Source organism: Buttiauxella izardii (assembly GCF_003601925.1).
Taxonomy (GTDB): domain Bacteria; phylum Pseudomonadota; class Gammaproteobacteria; order Enterobacterales; family Enterobacteriaceae; genus Buttiauxella; species Buttiauxella izardii.
Genome location: NZ_QZWH01000007.1, coordinates 24,672 through 38,196, shown reverse-complemented (window position 1 = coordinate 38,196; position 13,525 = coordinate 24,672). Strand labels below are relative to the sequence as shown.

Genomic DNA, 13,525 nt, shown 5'->3' with positions numbered 1-13,525 from the left:
AAGTAAAAATTTATTGTCCGTCTTTACAAAACTCAACGAGTCACTTATTCCACCGCCATCAGGCGTCGGTACTCATCCCATGCATATAAGTCCGTCATTCCACTGATATAATCCTGAATCAGGCGGCAGCGGTAATAATACTCCCACACGCCGAAATCACTGGCAGACTTATCCAGATCACTGACCGCTTCAATGTAAGCAAGCCGATGTTTTGTCGACAATTTGTGGAACAAACGCGTCTCAATCGGCAGACGGCGCAAACTTTCTTTTTCCACCAGTTCAGCAAAATCCTCAACGGATATATGGAGTAAGGGACTGTAAATATCAAGTAAGCCGCTTATCACGCGATAACCCTGTAATTCGAGCTGTTCGACTTCCGGGTGGCTGAAGACATGCTTAAATGCGACTTGTTTATACAATTCCAGCAGGCGCGCAAACGGGCTGTCGTCTTCCAGCAAGGCGTGATTGAACTCGCCGCTGTAAATCTCGTTAATATTATCGATAAAACGCTGGGCAGCGTAAGGCACCAGTTGGTTTAGCGTATTAACGCGCAAATACATAAAGAACTGATCCTCCGTGCTGCGGCGCATTTGATTAGTACGGGATTTTTCCCACGCTTCGTGCACCACGCGTTCAAAAAGATCGCCTTCAACACGCTCGCCCCACGCTTCACACAAATGCTGATAAAGCTGCTCGACGCTGAAAATGCGTTTCTCAACGGCGTCTTCCAGATCCGCCACGCAGTAAGAAATATCGTCTGCCGCTTCCATAATCCAGGTCAGCGGGAAACGGCTGTACTCGCCGAGTTCCAGCTCCGCACGCAAACGCGCAATGTAAGATTCTTCAGAAAGATAGTAGCCAGGCTTCTTCATCAGGTAAGCGTGGCTTTCTGGCGGTTCACCAACAAACCAGGCTGGACGGGTGTATTTAAGAATGCAGCCCACCTGCGCCCAGGTCAGATTCATCCGCAACAGGCTGTGCACCAGGCGAATACCCTGCGCATTGCCTTCAAACTGGCAAAGATCCTGGCGCACTTTTCGGCGCAAGCCATTCAATTGATCTTCACCTTCGCGCAAACACAGCGCCGCCACTTTGCAGCGATCGTCACTGCATGGCTGGCTTCCGGCATCCCCTGGAAACAGGCGCTGACGGAACCAGTCATTAATTGCTGACTCGCCAAAATGACCAAACGGTGGATTACCGATGTCGTGCATCAGGCACGCCATTTCGACGATGCTTTCAAACGGGCCAGTAAGTTCATGCAGGCCATAGCGTTCGAGGTCTTGCTGCTCTTTCAGGCGGCTCAACACTTCTTTGGCGATGTAACGCCCGACTTGCTGGACTTCCATGGAATGCGTTAAACGCGTGCGAACAGAGGCATTACGCTCTAAGGGAAAGACCTGAGTTTTCTGCTGCAAACGGCGAATGGCCGGAGAATTAACGATACGCCCACGGTCACTTTCAAAAATACGCAGGATCTCATGTTCATTCTTTGGCCCTTCAGGCGAACGGAAACGGCGGTGCCAGTTAATTTTCTTACGGAAATCTATTTCACTCATGCCTTCTCCTTCGCCCAGATTAAGAGCGGATTAATCCTTCATGCCTGACATGATAGACTATGAAGGTAATCTAACACTTTAGCGAGTATCACTATGAAAGCAGGCATTATTGGTGCAATGGAAGAAGAAGTTACGCTGCTGCGTGACAAAATTGAAAACCGTCAAACTCTGACCCTGGCCGGGTGTGAAATTTACACCGGCACGCTGAATGGCGTTGAAGTGGCGCTGTTGAAATCAGGCATCGGTAAAGTGGCGGCAGCGATGGGCGCAACGCTTTTGCTCGAACACTACAAACCTGATGTGATTATCAACACCGGTTCTGCGGGCGGCCTCGCACCGACGCTGAAAGTCGGCGATATCGTGGTTTCTGATGAAGTGCGTTATCACGACGCGGACGTCACCGCTTTCGGTTATGAGTTCGGCCAACTGCCTGGCTGCCCGGCCGGTTTTGCTGCTGATGCAAAACTGATTGCCGCTGCACAAGAGTGCATTGCCGAGCTGAACCTGAATGCTGTTCGCGGTTTAGTGGTTAGTGGTGATGCCTTTATTAACGGTTCTGTGGCGCTGGCAAAAATTCGCCATAACTTCCCGCAGGCTGTTGCTGTAGAAATGGAAGCGACTGCCGTTGCGCACGTTTGCCATAACTTCGGCACGCCGTTTGTGGTGGTTCGTGCAATTTCTGACGTGGCTGACCAGCAATCGCACCTGAGCTTTGAAGAGTTCCTGGCGGTTGCAGCGAAGCAGTCCACGCTGATGGTTGAAAACCTAGTACAGAAACTGGCCCGTGGTTAATAAGACATTCTGGCGCGGTATTACCGCGCTACTTTTTTGCATCCCGGCGCTGCTGATTGCGGCGCCGCGCGTTATTTCACTTTCACCGAGCAATACCGAACTGGCCTTTGCGGCGGGCATCACGCCAATAGCCGTCAGCGCCTGGTCGGATTACCCAGAAGCCGCCAAAAAACTTGAGCAAGTCTCGAACTGGCAGGGAATGAATCTCGAGCGCATTGTCGCGTTAAAGCCCGATGTGGTGCTGGCTTGGCGCGGGGGGAATGCAGAACGCCAGATCAACCAATTGAAAGCATTAGGGATCAAAGTCGTCTGGCTGGATCCGACAACGGTCGAAGAAGTGATTGCCGCCCTGCGTCAATTAGGCCAGTACAGCCCGACGCCCGAAACTGCCAACCAGGCCGCAGACCAACTCGCTAAGCAGTTTGCCGCATTAAAAGCGCAATATTCCCAACGAACGCCGAAAAAGGTCTTTTTGCAATTTGGCCAGCAGCCGCTGTTTACTACCGGCCGCGGTTCGATTCAGAACGAAATTCTGGAAGTGTGTGGCGGGCAAAATATCTTTGCTGATAGCCGCGTTCCCTGGCCGCAGGTGAGCCGCGAACAGGTGCTTAGCCGCCGTCCACAAGCTATTATTATCACTGGCGATGACAGCAAAATTCCTCCCATTGAACAGTTCTGGAATACCCAGCTAAAAATTCCGGTTATTGCAGTGAATGATGACTGGTTTAGTCGTTCAAGCCCACGTATTATCCTCGCCGCAAAACAGCTCTGTGAGGAGCTGGCAGAAAAATAATATTTAGATGATGAGGGTAGCGAGATGCTCGTTTATTGGCTGGACATCATTGGCACAGCCGTCTTTGCCATATCCGGCGTGCTGCTGGCAGGAAAACTCCGTATGGACCCGTTCGGCGTGCTGGTGCTGGGCGTGGTGACAGCAGTGGGCGGCGGTACGATTCGCGATATGGCGCTCGATAATGGCCCGGTGTTTTGGGTTAAAGATCCCACCGATTTAGTGGTGGCGATGGTCACTTGTATGCTGACTATTGTGCTGGTGCGCCAGCCGCGTCGCCTGCCAAAATGGATTTTGCCGGTGCTCGATGCTGTTGGTCTGGCGGTGTTTGTCGGAATTGGGGTGAATAAAGCATTTCTGGCCGGAGCCAGCCCGTTGGTTGCCATCTGCATGGGTGTGTTAACGGGTGTGGGCGGCGGGATCATTCGTGATGTTTTAGCGCGTGAAATCCCAATGATTCTGCGGACCGAAATCTACGCCACCGCCTGTATTGCTGGCGGTATTGTTCACGCCACGGCGTATTACACTTTCCACGTCCCACTGGAACAGGCGAGTATGATTGGCATGGTCGTGACGCTGGCAATTCGTCTGGCGGCGATTCGCTGGCATCTTAAATTGCCGACGTTTGCGTTGGATGACCGACAATAGACAATAAAAAAGCCGGATGACGCTTACGCTTATCCGGCCTACATAATCTTTTACTATTTAAACCAAATAATTCGAGCTGCAGGAAGGCGACAAAGCCGTAAATCCCCAGGAGCATAGATAACTATGTGACTGGGGTGAACGGGTGCAGTCAACGCACCTGCAGCTTGAAGTATGCAGGTTTAAACGCTGAAGGAAGAACCACAACCACAGGTACTCTTCGCATTCGGGTTAGTCACCACAAAGCGTGAACCTTCCAGACCTTCGGTGTAGTCCACCGCGCCGCCTACCAGATATTGCAGGCTCATCGGGTCAACCACCAGAGCAACACCTTGCTTCTCGATAGTCATATCGCCGTCGTTAATCTGATCGTCAAAGGTAAAACCATACTGGAAGCCGCTGCAACCACCACCGGTGATGTAAACGCGCAGTTTCAGATTCGGGTTCTCTTCATCCGCGATCAGGGTTTTTACTTTATTGGCTGCTGCTTCGGTAAACTGCAACGGCAGCACTGCTACGTCATCACTCATCATTTGCTCCCAACGAAATAAGAAGTCGGGTATAGCCGACATTTGGGGTCATTATCTAATACCCGAGTAAATCGTTCAAGTATTCTCCCCGGCTGGGGTTTGCTGTTCTTTCGCTCGCTGCTCGGCTTCTTGTTTTGCTAACGTACGCTCAAGAATCGAGGAGTATAGCGGCTTTCCGCCGAGGAATTGTGCCAATAGTGTCGCGCCAAGGCAGGTAATAATCATTGGCAGAATGAGCTGATAATTGTCAGTCATTTCCAGAACCAGCACAATCCCGGTCAGTGGCGCACGCACCGAGGCGGCAAACAATGCCCCCATTCCAGCGATAGCAAATGTCCCCACTTCAAGGTGATACGCCGGGAACCAGGCCGCACTTGCCATGCCAAACGCCGTGCCCAGCAATGTGCCGAGCGCCAGCATTGGGGCAAAAATCCCGCCAGGCGCGCCAGAAGAAAAACACAGCAGCGTAGTAATCACACGGGCAACAAAGATAAACAGCAGCATACCGAGGGTGTAGTTTCCGGCAGCAGCGATCGGGATCAGGTTAAAACCACCACCTGCGGCTGCGGGCTGAATCAACCCTAACACGCCACAAACGCCGCCCAGCAGGCCGCCAATAATCACCCATTTTTTGAGATTGCCGCCGTGGAAACGCTGGAACATATCCTGAGTACGGAACACCATCGCATTAAAGAACACGCCGACGATGCCGAACACCATGCCCAAAACCAGATACAACCACAGCGTATTGACCGGCGCATTAGACAGTTTTCCGACTTCAATCACCGCGCTTTCGCCGTTGAAGATACGGAACACTACGCTCGACATAATCACGCCGATAAACACGGCTTTTATCGAAATCAGGTTGTAGCGGAACTGCGGGCGCATCTCTTCAATAATGAACAGAATCCCTGCCAGCGGGGCGTTAAACGCGGCGGATAAACCCGCTGCGGCACCGGTCGCTAACAGAGAATGGCGTGCTTCGGCACCGCGCAGACGGAAAATATCCAGCACCATGCGGCCGATATTCCCACCCAATTGCACGGTTGGCCCTTCGCGACCCAGCACCATACCCGCGCCGAGTGTTCCCATACCGCCGATAAATTTCACCGGGATAACGCGCCACCAGCGCACCGGGCGTAACTCCTCCAGCGCACCTTCAATTTCAGGGATACCTGAACCACCCGCTTCCGGTGCATATTTGCGCACCAGATAATAGCCAAGCATCGCCAAAAGCATTGAACTGATGAATGCCAACGGCCAGACAATGAGACTGTAATCAGCCACATGCGCCAGCATTGCCAGGCGATTTTGTTGAACCCAGGTGACCGCTTTTTCAAAAGCGACACCCACCAAACCGGCTAACGTCCCTACTATCGCGGCCATAAAAAGAATCGCGACCGGAGTTTTATCCTGTCGAATTAGGCGACGCACCATGTCGCCCCTACGTAAGCGCACTACCTGTTGCGCTTCAAAAGAGGGGTGGGAGTGATTCATTAGGCTAATCATTTATTGGTAATACAAATCGAGGGGGCATTCTACTCTCTCGGCGCGTTAGGGCAAAACTTTCATAACTTCGGCGGAATCCCTTAGAATAGCGTGTTGCTTTTATTTCTACGAATTCTGGAGCCGATTCATGAGTAAGTCTGAAAACCTGTACGCTGCCGCCCGCAAAGTCATCCCTGGCGGGGTGAACTCACCGGTTCGTGCTTTTACCGGAGTCGGCGGTGTGCCGCTGTTTATCGAACGCGCTGACGGGGCTTACCTGTTTGACGCTGACGGCAAAGCCTATATCGACTACGTCGGTTCATGGGGCCCGATGGTTCTCGGCCATAATCACCCGGCCATCCGCAACGCGGTGATTGAAGCGGTAGAACGCGGCCTGAGCTTTGGCGCGCCGACTGAGATGGAAGTGAAAATGGCAGAACTGGTCACCGAACTGGTTCCTACCATGGATATGGTACGCATGGTGAACTCCGGCACTGAAGCTACCATGAGCGCGATTCGCCTGGCGCGTGGCTTCACTGGCCGCGACAAAATCATCAAATTCGAAGGCTGCTACCATGGCCACGCCGACTGCCTGCTGGTGAAAGCCGGTTCCGGCGCGTTGACTCTCGGCCAGCCAAACTCACCGGGCGTTCCGGCTGATTTCGCCAAACACACCCTCACCTGCACTTATAACGATCTCGCTTCCGTGCGTGCCGCGTTCGAGCAATATCCACAAGACATCGCTTGTATCATCGTTGAGCCGGTCGCGGGCAACATGAACTGCATTCCACCAAACGACGATTTCCTGCCGGGCCTGCGCGCGCTGTGCGACGAGTTTGGCGCGCTGTTTATTATCGATGAAGTGATGACTGGTTTCCGTGTTGCACTGGCGGGCGCGCAGTCTTACTACGGCGTTGAGCCTGACTTAACTTGCCTGGGTAAAATCATCGGTGGCGGTATGCCAGTCGGCGCATTCGGTGGTCGTCGTGAAATCATGGACGCACTGGCACCTACCGGCCCGGTTTACCAGGCGGGTACGCTTTCCGGCAACCCAATCGCCATGGCAGCAGGCTTCGCGTGTCTGACGGAAGTCGCACAGCCTGGCGTTCACCAGACGTTGACCGAGCTGACTGAAATGCTGGCAAACGGCCTGCTACACGCGGCAAAAACCGAAAATATTCCACTGGTGGTGAATAACGTTGGCGGCATGTTCGGTTTGTTCTTTACCGATGCAGAGTCTGTGACGTGCTATCAGGATGTGATGGCGTGTGATGTTGAGCGCTTTAAGAAGTTCTTCCACCTGATGCTGGAAGAAGGCGTTTACCTGGCACCGTCTGCGTTTGAAGCAGGCTTTATGTCGGTTGCGCACTCGAAGGAAGATATTCAGAAGACGATTGACGCTGCGCGTCGGGTGTTTGCGAAGCTGTAATATTTTTCCCCTCACCCCGCCCCTCTCCCAAAGGAGAGGGAGAACACCGAATCGTCCCCTCTCCTGCGGGAGAGGGAGAACACCGAGTCGTCCCCTCTCCTGCGGGAGAGGGTTAGGGTGAGGGCGTATTAATTAACGAGTCTGCTTACGCAGCAAATAGACAAAATACGGCGCACCGATAAACGTCGCCAATAACCCGGCTGGAACCTGGTCCGGGAACAAAATCATTCTTCCGCACCAGTCCGCCGCCACCATCAGCATTCCGCCAAACAACGCCGACATAATTAGCTGTGGTATCGCACGTCTGAACCCCAACATGCGCGCAATGTGCGGTGCCATTAAGCCGACAAAACTCAGCGGGCCGACGGTCATCGTTGCGGCTGCGGTTAACGTTGCTGCCAGCAAAAGCAATGCAAAGCGCGATGGCGTCAGCGCCATGCCAATTGCGCGCGCGGTTGCGCCCCCCAATGGCAGAATCATCAGCCAGCGGCGGCACAGCGGCGTCAGCGCGAATAAAATCACCATCAGGATTAACGTCCTGACTGCCTGATCGCCGGTCACGTTGTACGTCGAACCTGAAATCCAGGTGAGGATCCCCGCCATGCGCGGGTCGCCGCTCGCCATCAAAAGCATCAACAACATTGTAAACGCGGTGCTCAGCGCCATCCCTGCCAGCAACATGCGCTGCGGCGAGAAACCGCCACGGCTGGCGGTGACCATAATCACTAATAGCGTGACCGCCGCACCGAGGCTTCCCGCTGGGAACAACCAACCGAAGGCATTTCCCGGCACGATAAACAGCATCATCACCACGCCGAATGCCGCACCCGAACTAATCCCCAACACTTCAGGGCTCGCCATCGCGTTGCCGGTCAGACGCTGAATCACGCTCCCGGCAACCGCCAGCATCATGCCCGCAGTGAGTGCCGCCAGCACGCGCGGCCAGCGCCACTGCAATAACTCGTGGAACATCGCCCAGTTCCAGCTATTCGCATCGCGGCCTAGCGTCAAGGCGGTGACGATCACCAGCGCTAACACGCCGCTGCCGATTAACACCCACCACACCAGATGCTGGCGTTCAGTCGGCACGTTATCGCCCTGATTCATCGCCGGAGTGCCCACGGTTCGCAGGCGCGGCAACAGCCACAGCAACAACGGTGCACCAATCAGCGCCGTCACCGTGCCGGTAGAAATTTCACGCCAGGCGCTGGTCAGCCAGATAACCGACTGATCAGACAGCCATAAAATCAACGCGCCAATCAGCGGTGCGAGGAACAGCCGCGCCACCAGGCGACGCGCACCCAGCATTTTCGCCAGCAATGGAGCGAACAAACCGATAAAGCCGATAATCCCGACCGCGTTCACCAGCAGCGCACTGATGGCAATCGCCAGCACCAGCGTCGCCAGGCGCACCATGGAAAGCGCCAGGCCGAGGTTTCGCGCCACGCCGTCGTCGAGGCCCATCAGCGTTAGCGGGCGCAACAGCAACAGCGTTAATAACAATCCGCCAACCAGACGCGGCCACAGGCCGTTGACGATATCCCAGTCCTGCTGGTTCAACGAACCGGTGCTCCACAGGAACATATTCTGCAACTGGTCGTGATGGAATATGGCGAGCAACTGATTTACTGCGCCGCAATACAGGCTGAGTACCAGACCGGCAAGAATCAGCGTGACCGGCGATAAACGCTTACCCCACGCCACGCCGAACACCAGCAAACCCACGACACCTGCGCCGACTAACGCGGCAAATTGTTGCGTCGCGAATCCACCGGGCAGCGCCCATAACGTGGCAACGGTAACGCCCAACTGTGCACCGCTCGCCACGCCAAGCGTGGTCGGTTCGGCAAGCGGGTTACGCAGCACCTGCTGGAACAGCACGCCCACCAGCCCAAGCCCTGCGCCGACCAGCAAAGAGATCGCCAGGCGCGGCAATAAGCTGTAGTGGAATAACATCTGGTTGATGTCATCAATGTTCGGCTGCCACCAGGCCACCAGCCACTGCGCGGAAGGCAACTGCGCGTTCAGGTTGTGGAGCGTCAGCGCGCAGGCGACCACAAACAGCAGCGATAACAGCATCGCCGGGAACAGGGCTTGACGATGTTTCACGCCTGGCTCCCTATGGCTTTCGCCAACGTGATCGTAAAGTTCATGGCGGAAAGCGTTGCGCCATAAAGCCAGACCGGAGGAACGCGCTGGAAACGATTCTGGCGTACGAAAGGCATCGCATTCCAAAGCGGCGTCGCGGTTACGCGTTCCATCTCGGCATCGTTATTGTGATCAAAGCAGATAACGTCGGCATCTTTCACGGCGGCTAAACGCTCAAGGCCAACCACCGCGCTGCCCCAGAAATTGGTTTCGCCCTGCCAGGCGTTTTTCACGCCAAGCAAATCCATCACCTGCTGGAACAGGCTACTTTTGCCAATCACCAGCGCGTGGCGGGAATCCAACAATGTCATCAGCAAAACAGGTTTATCACCGCGATTCGCAAAGCGAGGTTTCATCTGCTCGATAAATTGGTCGAACTTCAGCAAGTGATCGGCTGCCGCCTGCTGCATCCCGAGCTTTTCGCCCAGTTCTGTCAGAGACTTGCGAGCGACGTTCAGCGGTTTGCCGGAGCCATCGTTAAAGCTAAAACCTAAACCGGGCGCGACTCGGTCCAGTTTTTCAGGAGACGGGCCATAGCCTGCGGAATAGAGAATCAGCGACGGTTTGAGTTGGGTGAGAAGTTCGAGATTCGGTTCGGTACGCAACCCGACTTCGATAATGCCATCGGGCAATTTTGGCTCGCCAACCCAGGCTTGATAATTAGTGATATCCGCCATTGCATAAGGCGTCAGCCCCAGCGCCAGCATCAATTCAACCGGCAACCATTCAAGGGCCACAATGCGATGAGGATCGATGGAAGCCGCTTGCGCGCTACCCATTTTGAGCAACAACGGCGAGAGCGCCAGCGCGGTAAGCAACTGGCGACGACTCATGAAAGGATTAATCAAATCAGGCATCAGTAAACAAAGCTCACCGGAGCGGCACCCGCCGGATGCGGCAGAATACCCATCGGGATCCCGTAAATTTTCTCAAGCGTTTCGCTTTGCATCAAATCAGTTGGGCTGCCCTGGGCAATCATTTCACCGCCACGCAGCGCCACCAGGTTATCGCAATAGCGGGCGGCCATATTGATATCGTGCAAAACGGCAATCACCGTCAGGCCGCGCTCCTGGCTGAGGCGATGAATCAATGCCAGCACATCAACCTGATGGGCGATATCCAGCGCCGATGTCGGTTCATCCAACAGCAAGCAGCGGCTGTCTTGCGCCACCAGCATGGCAATCCACGCGCGCTGGCGTTCACCGCCGGAAAGGCTGTCCACCAGACGATGGGCAAAGGGCTTCAGGCCAACCAGCGTAATCGCCTCATCCACCAGTTCGCGATCTGCCGCACCAAAACGGCCCAACGCGCCGTGCCACGGATAGCGACCAATCGCCACCAGTTCGCGCACAGTCATGCCTTCGGCTGCCGGAAGTTGCTGCGGTAAGTATGCGACTTTGCGCGCAAATTCCTTACTGCTCCAGCTATCGAGCGGTTGATCGTTGAGATGAATTTCACCCTCAGAAGCCTTCTGGTGACGACCGAGCATTTTAAGTAATGTCGATTTGCCCGAGCCGTTGTGCCCAATCAGGCCAGTGACTTTTCCGACCGGAAAGGTCAGCGAAAGAGGATGGAGAAGCGTGCGACCGGGAACGCGAAAGGTAACGTCAGTGAGGCTAAACGTGGTATCGGGATGAAGCTGTTTGTCCTGCATGGTAGCCATCTTTGTTGATGGGGCACGGCGAACCGTGCCCGAATACACTTAGAAGCGGAATGTTGCAGTCGCAACAACCTGACGCTCTGCGCCCCAGAAGCAACCATAGGTTTCAAAGCAGCTGGCCACATATTCACGATCAAGCAGGTTATTCACGTTTACCGCCACGCTTGAACCATTCAGACCAAAGCGACCGAGGTCATATTTGACGACTGCATCCATTACCGCTGCGCTGCCCACTTTGAAGGTGTTTGCCGGGTCACCGTAGCTGGAACCAATAAAGCGACCACCCGTCCCCAAAGTCAGTCCACTCAGTACGCCATCGTTGAAGGTGTAATCGCCCCACAGGGAAGCCATGTGTTCTGGCACTTGCGCAGGCGTGTTGCCCTGCAAGTTGGTGTCTTTGGTGTATTCCGCATCGGTATAGGTATAAGACGCAGTGACGTTGATGTTGGCGTTAAGAGCCGCTTTAGCTTCCAGTTCAACACCACGCGCGCGCACTTCACCAGCAGGAACCTGATTAAATGCATTCGTTGGGTCAGTCATCAGGGTATCAGACTTGGTCAACTGATAGACCGCACCGGTAATAACGACCGGCATATCTTTCGGCACATACTTCACACCCGCTTCGTATTGCTCACCTTTAGAGGGTTCATAAGCGACACGCGGCGTGCTGTACAGGCTAAAGGCATTAGGTTCGAAAGACTGGCTATAGCTGACGTATGGTGAAATACCATTATCAAACAGGTAGTTCACACCACCACGCCAGGTAAACTGCTTGTCGTTACGGTCGATGTAACCGTTGTCGCTACGTACGGTCGTCGCTTGTTTAGACCAGTCGTAACGGCCGCCCAGTGTCAGCACCCATTTGTCCCACTCAGCCTGATCCTGAACGTAGATACCCGTTTGCTTACTTTCGTTCATTTGGTAAGGCACAGCTTCGCCGAAATCAACCGGTTCCATCGGCGGCAGGTTATTCAGATCCAATGGCGGAGCATTACCAAACAACGCGCTGATATCGTTACGCATGCGCGAGTAATCAACACCGGTTAACAGCGTGTGTTCAACCGCGCCTGTCGCAAAGTTACTTTGCAACTGAGTGTCAACGCTAAAGTTTTGCAGGCGCTCTTCATCAACAACTGTGCCGCGGCCTAAATAGTGCGCCTGCTGCTCTGGTGACAGTGCCTGGCAGTACGAGTTGAAGAGGTTCATGCTGTTGTTACACAACCCAGTGCCGTAAGCACTTTGCTGAGCCACTTTCATCTCTGAGAAACGCAGGTTCTGGCGCACGGTAAAGGTGTCGTTAAAACCGTGCTCGAAGCTATAACCGACCATTTTTTGGTTACGGGAATAGCTGTTGTTGGTCGCACCTTCATTGAAATCGGTTGGCAGGTGGCCCCCGCCTGGCAATGGCTCAACCGTGCCTTCTTTTGGCAACCAGCCGTAGTAGCCAGTTTCTGGTTCATTCTGGAAATAAGACAAGAAGGTGAAATTGGTCTTGTCATCCGGACGCCATGAGAAAGAAGGCGCAATGGCATAACGCTGCGCTTCTGAATTCTGCTGCTGTTCGTTACCAGAACGTGCCACACCAGTCAGGCGATAGGAGTAAACGCCATCGTCATCCAGCGCATCGCTGAAATCAAAACCGGTCTGGAACAGGCTGTCTGTTCCCATCTTGAACTGCACTTCTTTAAGCGGTTCTGTGGTCGGGCGCTTACTAACCATAGAAACGATACCGCCCGGGCTGCTTTTTCCGTACAACACGGAGGTCGGGCCACGCATCAGTTCTACACGTTCCAACAAATAAGGATCTACGACGGCATCATTATAGAAATCACCCTGTAATTTCAGGCCATCAAGATAGTTATTTTGGTTCAGACCTACAGAGGAAAAACCACGAATGATAACAAAATCATAAGTATTGGAAGCACCACGGCTGCTGACTGTGACACCTGGCGTATAGCCCAGAGCTTCTTTCACCGACTGGAATTGATGCATTTGCATCTCTTCATTAGTCACCACCGAAATAGACTGTGGAGTCTTTTCAATTGGTGTATCAGTTTTGGTGGCGGTGGCGCTGCGTTTTGCCGCAATCGTTGGCGACGGGCCCCACGCGCTTTCATCAGGAGCCGCCGTGGCGGTAACCGTGACGGTGTCTTCTTTTTTGGTTGTGTTGTCTGCTGCAAAACTTGTTGCACTCACGCCGCTTAAGGCTGCAGCAACAAAAAATGCCAGTTTGCGAATTGAGGTATTGACTGGTTGTCCAGTTCTTAAACGCGCCATTGTGATTTCTCTGATGAAGTGACGAATGATAACGTAAACGATAATTATTATTATGCCCGCAGAATAATAGACGAAACGGAAAGTGCATAGCAAGCAGATCACACCCATGAAGTGTGCGAAGGAATAATAATTAACCAGAGTAATTGCATGGACTTAACAAAAAAGAAAAGCCCCCGTTACAAACGGAGGCTTTTTCACAATACAGCG

The 13,525-nt window shown here is 53.7% G+C and carries 11 protein-coding genes; 4 read left to right on the top strand and 7 right to left on the bottom strand.

What is annotated here, in order from left to right; translation table 11 throughout:
- Positions 1-44 precede the first annotated feature (44 nt).
- Complete coding sequence (gene dgt, locus D6029_RS05455) at positions 45-1,559, bottom strand: dGTPase (RefSeq protein WP_120063793.1); 1,515 nt, start codon at positions 1,557-1,559, stop codon at positions 45-47.
- Between the two features lie 93 nt (positions 1,560-1,652).
- Between dgt and mtnN the strand changes: the two genes are divergently transcribed.
- Genes mtnN through D6029_RS05440 form a run of 3 tightly spaced genes read left to right on the top strand, consistent with a single transcriptional unit; the run spans position 1,653 to position 3,789 of the window.
- Positions 1,653-2,351 carry a 5'-methylthioadenosine/S-adenosylhomocysteine nucleosidase gene (mtnN, locus tag D6029_RS05450; RefSeq protein WP_120063792.1) on the top strand — a complete coding sequence of 233 codons (699 nt, stop codon included), beginning with the start codon at positions 1,653-1,655 and terminating at the stop codon, positions 2,349-2,351.
- Positions 2,344-3,144, top strand: coding sequence for a vitamin B12 ABC transporter substrate-binding protein BtuF (gene btuF, locus D6029_RS05445; RefSeq protein WP_120063791.1), 801 nt, complete (start codon positions 2,344-2,346; stop codon positions 3,142-3,144). Before mtnN ends, btuF begins: the two co-directional genes overlap by 8 nt.
- 24 nt (positions 3,145-3,168) lie before the next feature.
- Positions 3,169-3,789: a TRIC cation channel family protein gene (locus D6029_RS05440; protein ID WP_120063790.1), complete on the top strand. Its 621-nt coding sequence runs from the start codon at positions 3,169-3,171 to the stop codon at positions 3,787-3,789.
- Positions 3,790-3,968: 179 nt separating this feature from the next.
- Here D6029_RS05440 and erpA read toward each other — a convergent pair whose 3' ends face one another.
- Together erpA and clcA are read right to left on the bottom strand one after the other, a co-directional pair.
- Positions 3,969-4,316, bottom strand: coding sequence for an iron-sulfur cluster insertion protein ErpA (erpA, locus tag D6029_RS05435; protein ID WP_064539800.1), 348 nt, complete (start codon positions 4,314-4,316; stop codon positions 3,969-3,971).
- 75 nt (positions 4,317-4,391) lie between these two features.
- The gene (gene clcA / locus D6029_RS05430; protein WP_120063789.1) at positions 4,392-5,813 is read right to left on the bottom strand and encodes a H(+)/Cl(-) exchange transporter ClcA; all 1,422 of its coding nucleotides are present in this window, start codon (positions 5,811-5,813) and stop codon (positions 4,392-4,394) included.
- Between the two features lie 139 nt (positions 5,814-5,952).
- Here clcA and hemL point away from each other — a divergent pair, with 139 nt between their 5' ends.
- On the top strand, positions 5,953-7,233 hold the full coding sequence (gene hemL, locus D6029_RS05425) for a glutamate-1-semialdehyde 2,1-aminomutase (RefSeq protein ID WP_120063788.1): 1,281 nt from the start codon (positions 5,953-5,955) through the stop codon (positions 7,231-7,233).
- A 132-nt stretch (positions 7,234-7,365) separates the two neighbouring features.
- On the opposite strand, the gene fhuB is transcribed toward hemL, so the two are convergent.
- From fhuB to fhuA, 4 genes are read right to left on the bottom strand one after another with little or no spacing between them, the layout of a single operon-like run.
- Positions 7,366-9,342, bottom strand: coding sequence for a Fe(3+)-hydroxamate ABC transporter permease FhuB (gene fhuB, locus D6029_RS05420; protein ID WP_120063787.1), 1,977 nt, complete (start codon positions 9,340-9,342; stop codon positions 7,366-7,368).
- The gene (fhuD, locus tag D6029_RS05415) at positions 9,339-10,238 is read right to left on the bottom strand and encodes a Fe(3+)-hydroxamate ABC transporter substrate-binding protein FhuD (RefSeq protein WP_120063786.1); all 900 of its coding nucleotides are present in this window, start codon (positions 10,236-10,238) and stop codon (positions 9,339-9,341) included. The genes fhuB and fhuD overlap by 4 nt, the downstream gene beginning before the upstream one ends.
- Complete coding sequence (fhuC, locus tag D6029_RS05410) at positions 10,238-11,035, bottom strand: Fe3+-hydroxamate ABC transporter ATP-binding protein FhuC (protein WP_120063785.1); 798 nt, start codon at positions 11,033-11,035, stop codon at positions 10,238-10,240. The genes fhuD and fhuC overlap by 1 nt, the downstream gene beginning before the upstream one ends.
- A gap of 48 nt (positions 11,036-11,083) precedes the next feature.
- The gene (fhuA, locus tag D6029_RS05405) at positions 11,084-13,318 is read right to left on the bottom strand and encodes a ferrichrome porin FhuA (protein WP_120063784.1); all 2,235 of its coding nucleotides are present in this window, start codon (positions 13,316-13,318) and stop codon (positions 11,084-11,086) included.
- Positions 13,319-13,525 lie beyond the last annotated feature (207 nt).

Coding starts and splice junctions, on each gene's coding strand:
- dgt (WP_120063793.1), bottom strand. CDS start 1,559: ATGAGTGAAATAGATTTCCGTAAGAAAATTAACTGGCACCGCCGTTTC.
- mtnN (WP_120063792.1), top strand. CDS start 1,653: ATGAAAGCAGGCATTATTGGTGCAATGGAAGAAGAAGTTACGCTGCTG.
- D6029_RS05440 (WP_120063790.1), top strand. CDS start 3,169: ATGCTCGTTTATTGGCTGGACATCATTGGCACAGCCGTCTTTGCCATA.
- erpA (WP_064539800.1), bottom strand. CDS start 4,316: ATGAGTGATGACGTAGCAGTGCTGCCGTTGCAGTTTACCGAAGCAGCA.
- clcA (WP_120063789.1), bottom strand. CDS start 5,813: ATGAATCACTCCCACCCCTCTTTTGAAGCGCAACAGGTAGTGCGCTTA.
- hemL (WP_120063788.1), top strand. CDS start 5,953: ATGAGTAAGTCTGAAAACCTGTACGCTGCCGCCCGCAAAGTCATCCCT.
- fhuD (WP_120063786.1), bottom strand. CDS start 10,238: ATGCCTGATTTGATTAATCCTTTCATGAGTCGTCGCCAGTTGCTTACC.
- fhuC (WP_120063785.1), bottom strand. CDS start 11,035: ATGCAGGACAAACAGCTTCATCCCGATACCACGTTTAGCCTCACTGAC.
- fhuA (WP_120063784.1), bottom strand. CDS start 13,318: ATGGCGCGTTTAAGAACTGGACAACCAGTCAATACCTCAATTCGCAAA.